The sequence below is a fragment of the Caulobacter sp. S45 genome, assembly GCF_009765965.1.
GTDB lineage: Bacteria > Pseudomonadota > Alphaproteobacteria > Caulobacterales > Caulobacteraceae > CAHJWH01.
Genome location: NZ_LMUL01000014.1, coordinates 754,868 through 771,147 on the forward strand (window position 1 = coordinate 754,868; position 16,280 = coordinate 771,147).

Annotated in this window: 10 protein-coding genes and 1 pseudogene; 4 read left to right on the forward strand and 7 right to left on the reverse strand. The window is 66.3% G+C overall.

What is annotated here, in order from left to right:
- Positions 1-8: 8 nt before the first annotated feature.
- Positions 9-1,160, reverse strand: coding sequence for a DNA replication/repair protein RecF (recF, locus tag GSQ87_RS10590; protein ID WP_158915418.1), 1,152 nt, complete (start codon positions 1,158-1,160; stop codon positions 9-11).
- A gap of 458 nt (positions 1,161-1,618) precedes the next feature.
- Positions 1,619-2,743 carry a cell division protein ZapE gene (gene zapE / locus GSQ87_RS10595; RefSeq protein WP_158915419.1) on the reverse strand — a complete coding sequence of 375 codons (1,125 nt, stop codon included), beginning with the start codon at positions 2,741-2,743 and terminating at the stop codon, positions 1,619-1,621.
- 199 nt (positions 2,744-2,942) lie between these two features.
- On the opposite strand from zapE, the gene dnaN reads away from it, so the two are divergent.
- Positions 2,943-4,064 (forward strand): DNA polymerase III subunit beta, encoded by a 1,122-nt coding sequence (gene dnaN / locus GSQ87_RS10600; RefSeq protein ID WP_158915420.1) that lies wholly within the window; start codon positions 2,943-2,945, stop codon positions 4,062-4,064.
- Between the two features lie 194 nt (positions 4,065-4,258).
- Entirely contained in the window at positions 4,259-5,845 is a 1,587-nt protein-coding gene (locus tag GSQ87_RS10605) for a P-loop ATPase, Sll1717 family (protein WP_158915421.1), read from the forward strand.
- A 131-nt stretch (positions 5,846-5,976) separates the two neighbouring features.
- Here GSQ87_RS10605 and mfd read toward each other — a convergent pair whose 3' ends face one another.
- Together mfd and GSQ87_RS10615 are read right to left on the reverse strand one after the other, a co-directional pair.
- Positions 5,977-9,495: a transcription-repair coupling factor gene (gene mfd, locus GSQ87_RS10610; RefSeq protein ID WP_158915422.1), complete on the reverse strand. Its 3,519-nt coding sequence runs from the start codon at positions 9,493-9,495 to the stop codon at positions 5,977-5,979.
- Between the two features lie 2 nt (positions 9,496-9,497).
- On the reverse strand, positions 9,498-9,827 hold the full coding sequence (locus tag GSQ87_RS10615) for a succinate dehydrogenase assembly factor 2 (RefSeq protein WP_158915423.1): 330 nt from the start codon (positions 9,825-9,827) through the stop codon (positions 9,498-9,500).
- A gap of 95 nt (positions 9,828-9,922) precedes the next feature.
- On the opposite strand from GSQ87_RS10615, the gene recG reads away from it, so the two are divergent.
- Positions 9,923-11,998, forward strand: coding sequence for an ATP-dependent DNA helicase RecG (recG, locus tag GSQ87_RS10620; RefSeq protein ID WP_158915424.1), 2,076 nt, complete (start codon positions 9,923-9,925; stop codon positions 11,996-11,998).
- 119 nt (positions 11,999-12,117) lie between these two features.
- Here recG and GSQ87_RS10625 read toward each other — a convergent pair whose 3' ends face one another.
- The 3 genes from GSQ87_RS10625 to kdsA all read right to left on the reverse strand — a co-directional run bounded on the left by GSQ87_RS10625 (position 12,118) and on the right by kdsA (position 15,518).
- Positions 12,118-13,302, reverse strand: a complete 1,185-nt coding sequence (locus GSQ87_RS10625; RefSeq protein ID WP_158915425.1) for a hypothetical protein — start codon at positions 13,300-13,302, stop codon at positions 12,118-12,120.
- A gap of 157 nt (positions 13,303-13,459) precedes the next feature.
- The gene (locus tag GSQ87_RS10630) at positions 13,460-14,653 is read right to left on the reverse strand and encodes a DUF3089 domain-containing protein (protein WP_254062873.1); all 1,194 of its coding nucleotides are present in this window, start codon (positions 14,651-14,653) and stop codon (positions 13,460-13,462) included.
- A gap of 10 nt (positions 14,654-14,663) precedes the next feature.
- Entirely contained in the window at positions 14,664-15,518 is an 855-nt protein-coding gene (gene kdsA, locus GSQ87_RS10635) for a 3-deoxy-8-phosphooctulonate synthase (RefSeq protein WP_254062875.1), read from the reverse strand.
- 134 nt (positions 15,519-15,652) lie between these two features.
- Between kdsA and GSQ87_RS10640 the strand changes: the two are divergent.
- Positions 15,653-16,280, forward strand: a pseudogene (locus GSQ87_RS10640) (pyridoxal-phosphate dependent enzyme); the annotation flags it as partial.

Consider the following 16,280-nt stretch of genomic DNA (forward strand, 5'->3'; position numbering starts at 1 on the left):
TCGGTCCTTCAGTCTTCCATCGGCCCGAGGACGGAGGCGTCCACACGCACCCCCTGCCCCCAGGTCGTAAGGTCTTCGAACAGCGCCCGGTCGGTGCCGGTGAGAAAGGCTTGCAAGCCCAGCGCCGTGATCTCCTCGAACAGGGCGGCGCGCCGTTTCACGTCCAGATGCGCCGCAACCTCGTCCAATAGCAATATAGGGTTCGGCGCCGATTCTGCACGAGACAATCGCGCCGCCTGGGCCAGGACGAGGTTCAGGATCAAGGCTTTCTGCTCGCCGGTGGAACACTCCGCCGCAGGGCGGTCCTTTTCGACGTGGATAACCCTCAGATCGGTGCGATGCGGCCCCGTCAGCGCACGACCCGCGGCGGCGTCGCGGGACCGGGCGCGAGCCAAGGTTTCCCGCAGACGCTCCGCCATATCGGGCAGAGATGTGTCGGGCGACGGTCGCCCCCAATCGCCGGAAAGCTCAAGCCTCGCCCCAGGGAACGGTCGGTCCGCACGCCCGGCGATCTCAGACTGGAGCGTGTCCACGGTGCGGGCGCGCGCGGCGGCGACCTCGGCGCCGGCCAGACCCAGCCGCGTTTCCAGCGCGTCGAGCCAGACCGGATCGGCCGGGCCGTCGGTCAACAGCCGCATCCGCTCGCGCATCGCCTTGTCATAGGCGTTGGCGTGGGTGGCGTGGGCAGGCTCGGCGGCGAACACCAGCCGGTCGAGGAAGCGCCGCCGCTCGGTCCCGCCCTCGAGGAACAGGCGATCCTGCGCCGGCGTCAACCAGACCAGGCGCACCACGTCGCTTAAAGCGCCCGGCGGAACGGTCTCGCCCTCCATGCGCACAATACGGCGGGACGGCGGAGATGCGCCGCCCGGGCTTTCCACGCCGGTGCCCAGGCGCAGCACCCCCTCGGGTCCTTCGACCAGGGCCGCCACGCTCCAGGCGCGCCCGAACGCCTCCCCAGGCGCCCGCCGTCCAAGCTCCGCCGTCGACGCGCCGCGCAGCCCCTTGCCCGCCGCCAGATAGGAGACGGCCTCCAGCAGGTTGGTCTTGCCCGCCCCGTTGGGACCGAACAGCACCACGGGCCGGCCGTCCAGCTCCAGCGTCGCTTCGGTGTAGGAGCGGAAATCGGTGAGCGACAGGCGTCTGAGGACAGTTCGAGCCATAGGCCCCTCGGCTAGCACGCGCAGTCGATGCTTCCCACTGCGATGTCCGGCCACGGCTCGGCGCCCAGAGGGGGCTGAACGTGCGGCGGACACACCCGGTGTCGCTTTATCGCCACACCTCCGCGTGCATTGCAGCAATTTAATTCGACTTTAAAGGAGCGGGGGACCATATACCCGTCATCCGGTTCCGCCGGGGTTGTTTCTTCCTGTTTCGTGTTTGAGGAGGGAACAAGCTACCGAAGAGTGGCAGCCAAGGTGGGACGGACAAGGCCTCTCTAAGGATAAGAAAATGACCAACAAGCTGTTCAACATGACCGATCGTTTCGCAACTGCGGGAACGCTGCTCCTGGCGGTTCTCCCCCTGCTGGCCCTGGGCGCCTTCGCCCACTAGGCCGCACGACGCGTCGCCCGACGGGAGTCGAATCCCGCCGGGCAAAAACGCCAACAAATACAATGGACTAATCCCGCGCGGCGTCGATGTAGTCCGCCGAGCGCATCTCCTCCAGCCGCGACACCGTCCGCTCGAACTCGAACGAACCGTCGCCGGCGGGATAGAGCGACCCCGGCTCCGCCTCGGCCAGCACCGCGACCTTGGCCTTCGCCTCGTACAGCGCATCCACCAGCGACACGAACCGCGCCGCCTCGTTGCGCCGGTCGACGGTGAGCAAGGGCACATCCTCCAGGAACACCGTGTGGAAGTGGCTGGCGACGGCCAGGTAGTCCTGCGCGCCCAGGTTCGCCGCACACAGGCTGACAAAGCTCGAGCGCAGATGTCCGCCGACCGTATGCGGCAGGCGGATCTTGCGCCCGGTCACCTCCAGCGTCTCACCGGTCTCGGCCACGCCGTCGGTGAGGCTGGCCCACAAGGCGTCGAACGCGGCCCGGGTCTCGGCCTCGATCGGGGAGAAATAGACCTGCTGGCCCTTCAGGCGATCCAGGCGGAAGTCCTTGGGCCCGGCCACCCGCACCACGTCCATGCGCGCCTTCAGCTCCCCAATGAAGGGCAGGAAGAGCTGACGGTTCAGCCCGTTTTCATAGAGCGCGTCGGGCGCCCGGTTGGAGGTGGCCACAATCACCACGCCGCGCGCCCACAGCGCCTCGAACAGCCGCCCCAGGATCATGGCGTCGGCGATGTCGACCACATGGAACTCGTCGAAGCAGAGCAACTGGGCCTGGCCCGCCACATGGCCGGCGGTGGGCGCGATGGGATCATCGCCCTTGGCCAGGCCGAAAGCCGCCTTGCGCGCGGCCGGATCGCCCTTGCGCCACATGTCGATCAGGCCGTGGATCTCGGCCATGAAGGCGTGGAAGTGCACCCGGCGCTTGCGCGTCACCGGGGCGGAGTCGAAGAACAGGTCCATCAGCATGGACTTGCCCCGCCCCACCGGCCCGTAGAGGTAGACCCCGCGCGGCGCCTCGCGTCGGCGCTGCAGGAACGGCAGGCTGAAGCCGGGCTCGGCCAGGGCGTTCAGTTCGCCCTCCAGCCGGGCGAGCGCCTCGACGGCCGCCGCCTGGGCGGCGTCAGGGGTGATCTCGCCCTGGCTCAGGCGTTCCTGGTAAGCGGCGCGGACGGAAATGGGCATGGAAGGCTGGCAATAACCGACCGCCAGCCGATGTCCATGCCGCGCCTGGGGCCGCACGCGGGACGAATCCGCGCGGGCTCAGGGATTTCGTGCAAGGAAGGCCAACCGCCCCCTTTCGCCCGCCAGGGTTTCGGCTAGTCTCTGCGACCCTCGACTTGACGGGACTCAGCTTGAGTCCCGCGCCTGACCGGACGACGCGATGAAGCTGACGATGGAGCGCTCCGCCCTGATCAAGGCGCTCGGCCACGTGCAGAGCGTAGTGGAACGCCGCAATACGATTCCGATCCTATCCAACGTGCTGATGTCGGCGGAGGGGGGCGCGCTGACCCTGTCGGCCACCGACCTGGACATGGAGATCGTCGACCAGACGAGCGCCCAGGTGAGCACGGGCGGCCAGATCACCGCACCGGCCCACACCCTCTACGAGATCGTGCGCAAGCTGCCCGAGGGCGCGGACGTGGAGCTCAGCTTCGCCGGCGACGACCCGCGCCTGTCGATCCGGGCCGGCCGCTCGCGCTTCAACCTGCCGGTGCTGCCGGCCGGCGACTTCCCGGTGATGTCGTCGGACGGCCTGTCGCCGCCGATCGAGGTCGACGTCGCCGACCTGATGCGGCTGATCGACAAGACCCGCTTCGCCATCTCCACCGAAGAGACGCGCTACTACCTGAACGGCCTGTATCTGCACACCGTCACCGAGGACGGCCAGACCAAGCTGCGCGCCGTGGCCACCGACGGCCACCGCCTGGCGCTCGCCGAAATGCCCGCCCCCGAGGGCGCCATCGGCGCGCCGGGCGTGATCGTGCCGCGCAAGACCATCCAGGAGGCGCGCCGCCTGCTGGAGGACGCCGGCGAGACGGTGCAGCTGCAGCTCTCCCCCGCCAAGGTGCGGTTCGAGTTCGGCGGCCGCGCGGCGCTGACCAGCAAGGTGATCGACGGTTCGTTCCCCGACTACATGCGGGTGATCCCGCGCGACAACCAGAAGGTCGCAATGATCGACAACGCCCTGTTCGCCGCGGCGGTGGACCGGGTGGCGACGATCTCGGCGGAGAAGTCGCGCTCGGTGAAGCTGGCGCTGGAGCCCGGCAAGGTGATCCTGACCGTGCGCAACATGGAGGCCGGCCAGGCCGTCGAGGAGGTCGAGATCGACTACGACGGCGAGCCCTTCGAGATCGGCTTCAACGCCCGCTACCTGCTCGACGTCGCCGGCCAGATCCAGGGCGAGATGGCCGAGTTCCGCTTCGCCGACCCCGCCTCCCCCACCCTGGTGCTCGACCCCGTCGACCCCGGCGTGCGCTACGTGCTGATGCCCCTGCGGGTGTGAGGTGGGAAGACCGACCTCATGCAAGCAGGGATCGGCGCTAGCACTAAGCGAACCCTCGGCGTGTAGAAAGCGGCCGCGTGAATATCGGTGACAGCGGCCGGTTTATCTTAGCGAGGATATGCTGAGCCATAGAGGGTATAGTTGTTGCCCCGCCGCCTGAAAGCTAAACTGCCTCAACCCTCGCCACCGCGATCATGGACTCGGTCAAGCATCACATGGGCCAAAATCTAGAAACTCTTCAAAGTTGGTTTCCATCGGGCACGGCGGAGGGAGAAAGGCAAATACAAGAGCGTGTTTTTGTATATGTCAGCGACTTTCCTCGCATACTCTCGCCGCGCGCGGGAAACCCTTACCTTTTGGTTGGCCGCAAAGGAACGGGGAAAAGCGCAATAATTGAGGTGGCGACCAGAATACTTGATAGACAAAAGGTTCCTTCAGTTCTTATACGGCCATCCGATCTGGACGCATCAGGACTCGGTGAAAATGATTCAATTGGTGAGCTTAAACATAGATTTCAACCACTCCTTCTAAGTGCGATTGCTAGCAAATTGGCGGAGAACCGTCAGGGTTTAGCGTTAGGCGATGAAGCGATCATTTACAATGAAGCGATCCGATCAGGTCATCTGAGCTCAGATTTGATCGGTAAATTAGCACGATCCCTCCCGAAGATTGCCAAACCCCTCATCAAAGTCGATCTTACGCAGATTCTTCCAGAATTTACGGCGGTAACTCGGAAGGAATTAGAGGAAGCCATCGGGAGGAGGGTGAAGGATGAACGCTTCCATTTGTTTATCGATGATACTGATCAAATCGCAAATCCGGATAGGCCAGGTCACTTAAATAGGATTTGGGGTCTCATCTTGGCAGCTCGCGAGCTTGCATCCGACATACCGCAGCTCCGATGCGTGGTTAGCCTGCGTGAAGAGGTGTGGGAGAGGTTGAAACGTGAATCTTCAGCCCAGCGAGATCAAACCGATCATTTCACCAACCTAGTTGTCAACCTATCATCAAGCGACAAACTCATTAAAGAAATTATTGAAACACGATTGAAACTTGCGAGCGCCGAATGCGGTGGCGGCACCGAAATGTGGACCACCTTCTTTGAGGGTGCAGCTGCAAGGCCACCAAACAGTGAAACACCCCGCTCATGGATTGACCTTGTACTCGTCCGATCTCGGCAAAGACCTCGCGACGCCATCCAGCTTATCAGTCAATTAGCCGATCACGCTTCAAACAAACAGCACATTTCAAAGATCAACGAGACTACATTTCAGACTGTAATGCCCAGATTTTCAGAGGATCGCGCGCGACTTTTCGGTCAAGAATTTGAACTTGAATGCCCGAGAGCCGAAGATATACTTAGAACCTTTTCACAGGTTGAATATTCTGAGGGTGGATTTAGAATGACCGCCGAGTCGGCCAAGTCACATTTGACCAGTGCCGCAAGTCAATTTGGAATAACTCTATATGGGCGCACTATAAAACCTAATTTAGAGGTCGACATATTTGACTTATGGCGATTCTTATATGTTGCGAACGTCCTAAACGCTCGTGTGTCGGACACCGGGGAGCGAGATGAATTTCGGCATGTGCGATCCGAGGACGATCCCTTCCTCGTCTCCAAGCCCCGCTGGAATGAGATGCAGAAGATGCTCTGGGAAGTAAATCCCGCTTTTCGCGATTACCTAGAGACAAAGAGAAATGCTCAACAGGCAATGACCGGTTTGCCAACTAAGGAGAAACAACGACGGGCGCGGAGGGCGCGTTTGAGAAGTAAGTAGCCTAGGTCAAAGCCCGTCCGGCCCGTCCCCCATGTCACCTGAAGGCTCACGGCCTCACGTTGCGGACATGTCCGCTCCAGGGTTGCAAGCTGACATCCGCGGGGTGCCAAAACACGACATCCCGAGACTGATCACCCCGCCAGCGCCACCTTGGCCAGCGCGCTCAGCACCCGTTCGGCCACCGTCAGCCGCTGTTCCGGCGTGTCCCACTCGCCCTTGACCACCAGCTTCTGGTCGGGGCGGAGCTTCCAGTCGGCGGCGCGTTTCTGCACCTGCTGGACCAGGCCCAGCGGGTTGGGGAAGGTGTCGTTGCGGAAGGCGACCACCGCGCCCTTGGGGCCGACGTCGATCTTGGAGACGTTGGCCTGGCGGCACAGCCCCTTGATCGCCACCACCTTGAGCAGGGCGTCGGCCTCCTGCGGCAGGGGGCCGAAGCGGTCGATCAGTTCGGCGGCCAGGGCCTCGCGGTCCTCGGGGCGCTCGGCCTCGGACAGGCGGCGGTACAGGGCCAGGCGCACGTTCAGGTCGGGCACGTAGGCCTCGGGGATCAGCACGGCGGTGCCGGTGTTGATCTGGGGCGACCAGCCGCGCGCCTCCACCAGTTCCGAGGCGGCGCCGGCGCGCAGCTCGGCCACGGCGTCCTCCAGCATCTGCTGGTAGAGCTCGACGCCGACCTCCTTGATGTGGCCCGACTGCTCGTCGCCGAGCAGGTTGCCGCCGCCGCGGATGTCCAGGTCGTGGCTGGCGAGCTGGAAGCCCGCGCCCAGGCTATCCAGCGACTGCAGCACCTTCAGCCGCTTCTCGGCGGTGGGGGTAATCGGCTTTTCGGACGGGGTGGTCAGGTAGGCGTAGGCGCGGGCTTTGGCGCGGCCGACCCGGCCCCGGATCTGGTAGAGCTGGGACAGGCCGAACATGTCGGCCCGGTGCACCACCAGGGTGTTGGCGGTGGGCACGTCCAGGCCGGATTCCACGATGGTGGTCGACAGCAGCACGTCGTAGCGGCCGTCGTAGAAGGCGGTCATCACCTCCTCCAGCTGGGTCGCCGCGAGCTGGCCGTGGCCGACCACGAACTTGATCTCCGGCACCTGCTCGCGCAGGAACTTCTCGATCTCCGGCAAATCCGACAGGCGCGGCACGACGTAGTAGGCTTGACCGCCACGGTACTTCTCGCGCAGCAGGGCCTCGCGCACCATGATCGGGTCGTAGGGCGCGACGTAGGTGCGCACCGCCAGGCGGTCGACCGGCGGGGTGGCGATGATCGACATCTCGCGGATGCCCGACAGCGCCATCTGTAGGGTGCGCGGGATCGGCGTGGCGGTCAGGGTCAGCATGTGCACGTCGGCGCGCATGGCCTTCAGCCGCTCCTTGTGCTTGACCCCGAAGTGCTGCTCCTCGTCGACGACGACCAGGCCCAAGTCCTTGAACTTGACCTGTTCGGACAGCAGGGCGTGGGTGCCGACCACGATCTCGATCTCGCCGGCCTTCAGCTTCTCGCGGGTCTCCGCCGCCTCCTTGGCAGGGACCATGCGCGAGAGCTGGCGCACCTTGACCGGCCAGCCGGCGAAGCGCTGCTCGAAGGTGCGGAAGTGCTGGCGGGCCAGCAGTGTGGTCGGGCAGACCACCGCCACCTGCCGCCCGGTCATGGCGATGATGAAGGCCGCACGCAGCGCCACCTCGGTCTTGCCGAAGCCGACGTCGCCGCAGATCAGCCGGTCCATCGGCCGGCCGGCCGCCAGATCGCCCAGCACGTCGGAGATGGCGTTGAGCTGGTCCTCGGTCTCCTCGTAGGGGAAGCGGGCGCAGAACTCGTCGAACACCCCGTGCGGCGGGTCGACCTCCTCGGTGGTGTTCAGCTCGCGCGCGGCGGCCAGCTTGATCAGGCCGTCGGCCATGATCCGCAGCCGCTCCTTGGCCTTGGCCTTGCGCGCCTGCCACGCGGCGCCGCCCAGCCGGTCGAGCTGCACGCCCTCGGTCTCGGAACCGTAGCGGGTCAGCAGGTCGATGTTCTCGACCGGCAGATACAGGCGCGTCTCACCGGCGTAGGTCAGGTCCAGGCAGTCGTGCGGCGCCTCCTGCACCTGCAGCGTCTTCAGCCCCTCATAGCGGCCGATGCCGTGGTCGATGTGCACCACCAGGTCGCCCGGCGTCAGCGAGGTGGCCTCGGCCAGGAAGTTGGAGGCGCGGCGGCGGCGGCGCGGGCGCGCCAGGCGGTCGCCCAGGATGTCGGTCTCCGAGATGACGGCCAGGTCGGCGGTCTCGAACCCGCCCTCCACCGGCAGCACGGCGCGCTGCGGCGGTTTGGCCTTGGCGCCGGGAACGCCGTAGCTCTTCACGTCCGCCCAGGTCTTGGCGAAACGCACCGCCTTCATGCCGTGGTCGCCCAGCATGGCGCCCAGGCGCTCCGACGCGCCCTCTGACCAAGAAGCGAACAGCACGCGCTTGCCGGCCTTGCCCAGCGCCTTGGCGTGCTCGGTCACCGCCTCGAACAGGTTGACGCTGTCCTGGCCGCGTTCGGGCGCGAAGTTCCGCCCGGCCTTGGCGCCCATGTCGACGACGGTCTCGGTCTCCGCCTGGTTGAAGGGCGAGAAGCGGCGCACCGCGCGGGTCTTCAGCGCGGTGTTCCACTCGGTGCGGTCGAGATAGAGCGAGGCCACGGGCGCGGGACGATAGACCCCGCCCCCCCGGTTGTTGGCCAGGTCCTTCCGCGCGTCGTAGGCGTCGGTGATCATCGCCAGCCGCTCGTCCAGCGATTCCTCGGCCAGGTGGTCGATGGCGATCAGGGCGGCGGCGCCGAAATAGTCGAACAGGGTCTCCAGCCGGTCGTAGAAGAAGGGTAGCCAGTGCTCCATGCCCGCGCGCCGACCGCCTTCGCTGATGGTGGCGTAGAGCGGGTCGTCGCCCGCCGCTCCAAAGGCCGCGACATAGGCGTTGCGGAAGCGGGCGATGGAGTCAGCGTCGATCAGGGCTTCGGACACCGGCAGCAGGTCGATGGACTTAAGCTGGCGGGTGGAGCGCTGGGTCTCCGGATCGAAGGCGCGGATCGATTCCAGGGTGTCGCCGAACAGGTCTAGCCGCACCGGCTCCGGCGCGCCGGGCGCGAACACGTCGATGACGCCGCCGCGGATGGCGAACTCGCCCCGCTCCGAAACGGTGGAGGCGCGGATATAGCCGTTGACGCTGAAATAGCGCTCCAGGTCGGCGGTCTGCACGTCGCGGCCCACGCGGGCCTCATAGCTGGCGGCCTTCAGCGCCGAGCGCGGCGGGGTGCGCTGGACCATGGCGGGCGCCGTGGTGACCACCACCAGCGGATCGGCGTCGCCCTCCTTGCGGCGCGCCAGGGCGGACAGGGCCGAGGTCCGCGCCGCCGCGACGCCCGCCGAAGGTCCAAGCCGGTCGTAGGGCAGACAGTCCCAGGCCGGCATCCGCAACACCGGCAGCTCGGGATCGAAGAAGGCCAGGGCGTCGACGAAGGCGTCCGCGCGGGTCCCGTCGCGGGCCACGAACACGGTCAGGCCCTTGCGGGCGCGGGCGATGTCGGCCATCGCCAGGGCGTCGAAGCCCTCCGGCGCATTGACCAGCTCCAATCGGCCGACGCCGTTGGCGATACGCGACAGGTCCAACCCCAACTCCGAGACTTTAGTGGACGCCATCCCTACTCGACGCGCGTGCGGGCGGCGTGGGCCTGGAAGCGGAATTCCTGGATGCGGGCCAACATGGGCGTGTCGAACGCCTCGGGCGTCGGCTTGATGCCGACGATCCAACCATAGAGGTCCTGATCGGGCTCATCGAGCAGCCGTTCGAACTCCGCCAAATCGGCCGGCGACATCGCGCCTACATATTCGCGCGCGAACGGCCCCAGGATCAGGTCAGCCTCCAGGAAGCCGCGGTGCGACGCGCGAAAGCAGACCTTGCGCAGGTGGGCCTCATGCGCCGCCTGATCGGGAGCGGCTGGATCGGGAACCGTTGTGTCTTCGTTCGGCATGGGTGGGCGATATAGTCGTCGCGAGCCGCCTGCGCCACCTGTCCGACGATCCTCCTTGCACTGGACGCCCCGGTCCTGTGATTGAAGCGCAAATCATGCGCCCCGAAATCCTCTTTCCCCTGTTCGCCGAGATCGCCACCCTGAAGGGCGTGGGCGGCAAGCTCGCGCCGCTGGTGGTCAAGGTGGCGGGCGAGCGGGTGCGCGACCTGCTGTTCCTGGCCCCCTCCGGGCTGATCGAGCGGCCGGTGCGCAAGATCGCCGAGGCGGTCGAGGGCGAGACCCAGACCCTGATCGTGCGGATCGACGCCCACCTGCCCTCCCATCGGCCCGGCGCGCCCTACCGCATCCGCATCGCCGACGAGACCGGCTTCGGTTTCCTCAGCTGGTTCAAGGGCGGCGGCGCACATCTGGCCCAGGCGCATCCGGTGGGCTCCGACCGGGCGGTGAGCGGCAAGGTCGAGCGGTTCGGCGTCGAGGCCCAGATCGCCCATCCCGACTATCTCGTAGCGTTGGAGCGCGCCCAGGATATTCCGCGCCACGAGGCGGTCTATCCCGCCACCGCCGGGCTGCCTGCGCGAACCGTGCGGCGGCTGGCCCTGGGCGCGCTGGAGAAGGCGCCCGAACTCGACGAGTGGATCGATCCGCCGTTGATGGCGCGCGAGGGCTGGGCCGGCTGGCGCGCGGCGCTTGAGCGGCTGCATGCCCCGGTCTCCGAAGCCGACATCGCCCTGGACAGCCCGCACAGACGGCGGCTGGCCTATGACGAACTGTTCGCCCACCAGCTGGCCATGACCCAGCGCAAGGCCGCCATCCGCGCCGAAGCCGCGCCAGCGATCCCCCACAGCGAGGTCGCCGCCCGCGCGCAGGCCGCCCTGCCCTACCAGCTCACCGGCGCGCAGCGGCGCACCCTGGCGGAGATCGGCGGCGACCTTGCCTCGGGCCAGCGGATGTCGCGCCTCGTGCAGGGGGACGTTGGGTCGGGCAAGACGGTGGTGGCCATGCTGGCCATGGCCGACGTCGCCGCCAGCGGGCGCCAGTCGGTGCTGATGGCGCCCACCGAAATCCTCGCCCGCCAGCACCTGGAGACCCTCCGTGGGCCACTGGCGGATGTGGGCGTGTCAGCGATCCTGCTCACCGGGCGCGACAAGGGCGTGGAGCGCCGCGAGAAGCTGGCCGCCCTGGCCGATGGACGCGCCGCGGTGGCGGTGGGCACCCACGCCCTGTTCCAGGACGACGTGGTCTTCCGCGACCTGTCGCTGGCGGTGATCGACGAGCAGCACCGCTTCGGCGTAGCCGAGCGCCGGCGGCTGCACGCCAAGGGCCATGCCGTGCATCTGCTGGCCTTGTCCGCCACGCCCATTCCCCGCACGCTGGAGCTGACCGCGCTGGGCGACCTGGACATCTCGCGCCTGGACGAGAAGCCGCCCGGCCGCAAACCCGTCGCCACCAGCGCGACGCCGACCGCCCGGCTGGACGAGGTGGTGGCGCGCCTGCATCAGGCGCTGGACGGCGGCGCCCAGGCGTTCTGGATCTGCCCGCTGGTCGCGGAGTCCGAAGTGCTGGAGGTCGCCGCCGCCGAAAGCCGCGCGGTGGAACTGCGCGAACGGCTCGGGCCGCGCGTAGGCCTGGTCCACGGCCGCATGCCGCCAGCCGAGAAGGACGCGGTGATGGCCGCTTTCGCCGAGGGCCGGATCGGGGTGCTCGTGGCCACGACGGTGGTGGAGGTCGGCGTCAACGTGCCCAACGCCAGCATCATGGTGATCGAGCACGCCGAGCGGTTCGGCCTGGCGCAGCTGCACCAGCTGCGCGGACGCGTGGGCCGGGGCGCGGCGCAGAGCGCCTGCCTGCTGCTCTACGAACCGCCGCTGAGCATCTCCGGCCAGGCGCGGCTGAACATCCTGCGCGAGACCGAGGACGGCTTCCTGATCGCCGAACGGGACCTGGAGCTGCGCGGCGGCGGCGACCTGCTCGGCGCGCGCCAGAGCGGCCTGCCCGACTACAAGCTGGCCGACCCCGCCGCCCACCGCGACCTGATCGCCATCGCCGCCAAGGACGCCCGCGCCCTGCTCGCCCGCGATCCTGGGCTTGTCAGCCCGCGCGGAGAGGCGGCGAGGACGCTGCAGGAGCTGTTCGACTGGCGGCCGGACGGAGACTGGTCGGCGGCGGGTTAGGGGTTGTACGCATAAGGCATGGAGTTAGGGATGGGTCAGATTGAGCTTAGGTCCTTCCCAAGTTTTGGGCGCGATTTCCTTGCTCAAAAGCACTCGATGGAAACAGTCTAAGCTTTGGACTAGCTCTTTACCAATCGTCCAAATTGGCGGCGCGCGTGGTTGGCCCCGACCAAATTGCGCCGGTCGTTTAAGATGATGTCTTCCTTGACGGGCTTTGGCTCAAGGCCCGCCATGCTGCGATATACGCCCATGGCGATAGCCATCGGCAACGCGGCTTGCAGCCCCACAATCAACCCGAGCGGACCAACCAACAGGCTGAGCAGCACCGGCGCCAAAAATCCAGATACGATATACGCCGGGTAGGACAACTTATTGAACCCTCTGAGGATCAAATGACCCAAAAATATTAGAAAAGTAGAAGGAAGAGCCGTGACGACGCTCAGAGCCAGCGTAAATATTAAATTCACTCCTGCGACGTTAGCCATTTCAGGCAAGAATGGAATAGAAACGCCCAATTTAATCGCGAGATCTGCCGAAGCACCGAAGACGAACAGCATAAGGCAGTAGAATCCACTAGATACGATGGCAGCAACGAACATGACCGCGAAGGTGGTTCTGACCTGCAGAGGTCCGTCGAAATATTCGGAACGTCCCACAGCAATAAGAGCCTCGTCGGTAGCCGTCCCTTGGTCGTTTGTCGAAGCTACTGTAGCTTGCTTTGCCGCGGACCGAGTTTCCAGGGCGCGCGCCAATGCACTTGGATCGTCTCCCTCGCCCTCAAGGCCAGCGCGCCAGCGATAGATGAACCCCATCATTGCGCCAGCGCCCGCAATCACGAGGAAATAGAAGCTCAATCTTCCTTGTTGTAACAATCTTTCCCAAGCCCAGAGCGGTGTTAGCCCGGCGATCGAAATCGACGTCGCGAGCGATCCAATACCGGCGTAGGTCCAGCGTCCAGACTGTTGCAGCCTGCGCAAACCCAGATGAGCTAGGATAAAGATGACTATGTAGACGAGGCCGCCTTTAAGCGCCTCGAGCACATACGAATCGAGCGAACGGGGCGGCATCAGCGACTTCAACCGTTGCTCGTCGGAAATCTTCGGCACACTTGGCGAAGGCTCAGGCGCCGGCGAAACCCCCTCCGCGCGATGAAAGGTTGCCGAAACGGTCGGGGACAAGCCGCTGAAGCTGGCTGTAGGTTTGGACGGCGCTTGATAGGAGCCGTTTCCAAGGGAAACGAGAGATAAAGCGCCGGCGATGACGGCGCTCGATATGAACGCCTCTATTTTGGTTTTAACTTGCATAGGAAATCTCGCCCCACTCAACCAAAAGTTTGACGCGTGTCGGCTAAAATCCCGCTAACCGCTGTAATTAACGGCCTAATAATTTTGGTTTTGGTGACGCGGAGAAATGGCGAGAACAAATGTTCATTAGCCACGCACGGTCATGTGGCAGCGCCCCTCAATCCATCCGGTGAATGGGGAAGTCCCTCACCTCCACCGAGGTCTGGATCGGCGGGGCCGGCGGCCCATACAGGCGTTGTCCGAGCAGGGTCTCCACCCGTCCCTCCGCGTCCGCCTCGATATCGGCGTAGAACAGGTTGAATGGCGGCGCCTTATAGCGCTCCGCCCAAGACCCGCTTCGCTGGAGCGAAGACGAAAACGGCCGCGACAGTCGCAGCAGGCCGCCCAAGCATTGAGCCGAGACCTGATGCGCCATGAACGCCGGCCGCAGGCCCCACTCCAGCCCGGTGGCGTTGGCCGCGCCGAGGTTGAGCCGGGCGGAGGCCACATCGCCGCCGGTGGAGCCGGTCATCGGGTTGACGCAGAGCGCCGGACGCCCGCCGAGATTCTCCAGCTGGCCGTCGCGGCTCCACACCAGCGCCCGGTCCAGCCGGCGCGACGCCCGTGTCGGATCGTCCATGCGGGCGCCGGCCCACCCGACCACGCATCCGGCCTGGCGGCGCTGGGTGCAGGCCGGCAGCGGTGAACCGGCCCGGAACACATCCGCCGCCGATACCGCGTCCATCAGATAGACCGCCGCCACGCGCTTCTGCAGCGCGGGGTCCTTCTCCACCACCTGCTGCAACAGGTGGGTGATCAGGTTGGCCCCCTGGTCGACGCCGGCGATGATCAGCGGCCGATCTGGGGGAATGCGACGGAGCATGTTGGCGAAGGCCGCCTCCACGTCGCGATAGGCGAAACGGCGCGCCTCACGGGCGTCGTCGCGCAGGGTCAGGTAGGCGTAGAGGCTGGCTTCGCGATAGCGCGGCGCGAACACCCGACCGACGCGCAGGAACGGGCCGGCGAAGTTGGGCAGGTCGACCCGCGTCAGGAAGCGCTGGGCCGCCCGGTCGTCGATCGGCGCGTTCCAGTCCTTGCCGCCGTCGTAGGTGGTGGAGTGCACGAAGAAGACGTCGACCGGTGGATCGGTCGCGTCGGGATGGCCCGGATCGGAAGGCAACAGCGCCCAGGCGCCGGGCTTGGCGTAGTCGGGAGCGGGCGGCGGCGAATAGGTCTGGAACGGCTGCTTCGGATCGAGCGCCGTCCGCCGAATGCCTTCCCGGAACAGGAACATGGCGCCGGCCAGCAGCACCACCGCCACGGCCAGCGCGCCGATCCCATAACGCGCGAGACCTCGAGATCCGCCCGTCACGCCGCCCCCGTCAGACCGTGCGCCGCTTGGCGAGGGCGTCGTATTCCAGCAGCTCGGCCACCAGGGCTTCGAAGTCCTTCAACGGCACCATGTTGGGCCCGTCGGAGGGCGCATGGTCGGGGTCGGGGTGGGTCTCCATGAATACGCAGGCGACGCCGATGGCCACCGCAGCGCGCGCCAGCACCGGCACGAACTCGCGCTGACCGCCCGAGCTGGTCCCCTGTCCGCCGGGCTGCTGCACCGAATGGGTGGCGTCGAACACCACCGGGCAGCCGATCTCCGCCATGATCGGCAGGGCGCGCATGTCCGAGACCAGGGTGTTGTAGCCGAACGACACCCCGCGCTCGGTCGCCAGCGCATTCGGGTTCCCGGCCCCGGTGATCTTGGCGATCACGTTCTTCATGTCCCAGGGCGCCAGGAACTGGCCCTTCTTGACGTTGATCGTGCGGCCGGTGAGAGCGGCGGCGATCAGCAGGTCGGTCTGGCGGCAGAGGAAGGCGGGGATCTGCAGCACGTCCACCGCCTGGGCGACCTCGGCGCACTGGGCGGCGTCATGGACATCGGTCAGGGTCGGCAGGCCCGTGACCTCGCGGATTTCGGCGAACACCGGCAGCGCCGCCTTCAGACCCATCCCGCGCGCGGCGTTGGCCGAGGTGCGGTTGGCCTTGTCGAAGGAGGTCTTGTAGATCAGCCCGATCCCCAGCCGCTCGGCGATCTCTTTGAGCGCATGGGCGGTTTCCAATGCGTGGGCGCGGCTCTCCATCTGGCAGGGGCCGGCGATGATCGACAGGCGCTCCGCATTGCCGATCCGCACCGGGCGGGCGAGGCCGGAGCCGACGACGACGGTGGCGTTAGGCTGGGTCAAACACGGCTCCTCGATCCCATGGATCAGCTACGGCTAAGTGGACCCCCGGACGCGCTTGTACAAGCCGCGGCGATTGCGCGCCCTGGGTGCGCGCCCTAGGTAGGCGGTTCGTTCGGCAAATCGAGTTTCCCTCCATGATCCAGGCCCGCAGCGTCGTCGACGCCATCGGTGGAACCCCGCTGATCCGCCTGAAGCGGGCCAGCGAACTGACCGGCTGCGAGATCTGGGGCAAGGCGGAGTTCATGAACCCCGGCCAGTCGGTCAAGGACCGCGCCGCACTGCAGATCATCCGCAACGCCGAGGCCGAGGGACGCCTGCGCCCCGGCGGCCTGATCGTGGAAGGCACCGCCGGCAACACCGGGATCGGGCTCGCCACCGTGGCGGCCGCACTGGGCTATCGCACCGCCATCGTCATCCCGCGCACCCAGTCGGAGGAGAAGAAGGCGGCCCTGCGCCTGCTGGGCGCCGAACTGGTCGAGGTCGATGCGGTCCCCTACGCCAATCCCGGCAACTATGTGCGCGTCTCCGCCCGGCTGGCGGAAGAGCGCGCCGCAACCGAGCCCAACGGCGCGGTCTGGGCCAACCAGTTCGACAACCTGGCCAACCGCGAGGCGCATTACTTGACCACCGGCCCGGAAATCTTCGAACAGACCGAGGGCAAGGTCGACGGCTTCATCTGCGCCATCGGCTCGGGCGGGACCCTGGCCGGCATCGCCCAGGCGCTGCGCGAGCGCAGGCCCGGCGTCGCCATCGGCATGGGCC

Excerpts from the sequence above, each read along its gene's own strand:
- dnaN (WP_158915420.1), top strand. The coding sequence starts at position 2,943 with ATGAAGCTGACGATGGAGCGCTCCGCCCTGATCAAGGCGCTCGGCCAC.
- GSQ87_RS10605 (WP_158915421.1), top strand. The coding sequence starts at position 4,259 with ATGGACTCGGTCAAGCATCACATGGGCCAAAATCTAGAAACTCTTCAA.
- recF (WP_158915418.1), bottom strand. The coding sequence starts at position 1,160 with ATGGCTCGAACTGTCCTCAGACGCCTGTCGCTCACCGATTTCCGCTCC.
- mfd (WP_158915422.1), bottom strand. The coding sequence starts at position 9,495 with ATGGCGTCCACTAAAGTCTCGGAGTTGGGGTTGGACCTGTCGCGTATC.
- GSQ87_RS10615 (WP_158915423.1), bottom strand. The coding sequence starts at position 9,827 with ATGCCGAACGAAGACACAACGGTTCCCGATCCAGCCGCTCCCGATCAG.
- zapE (WP_158915419.1), bottom strand. The coding sequence starts at position 2,743 with ATGCCCATTTCCGTCCGCGCCGCTTACCAGGAACGCCTGAGCCAGGGC.
- GSQ87_RS10625 (WP_158915425.1), bottom strand. The coding sequence starts at position 13,302 with ATGCAAGTTAAAACCAAAATAGAGGCGTTCATATCGAGCGCCGTCATC.
- recG (WP_158915424.1), top strand. The coding sequence starts at position 9,923 with ATGCGCCCCGAAATCCTCTTTCCCCTGTTCGCCGAGATCGCCACCCTG.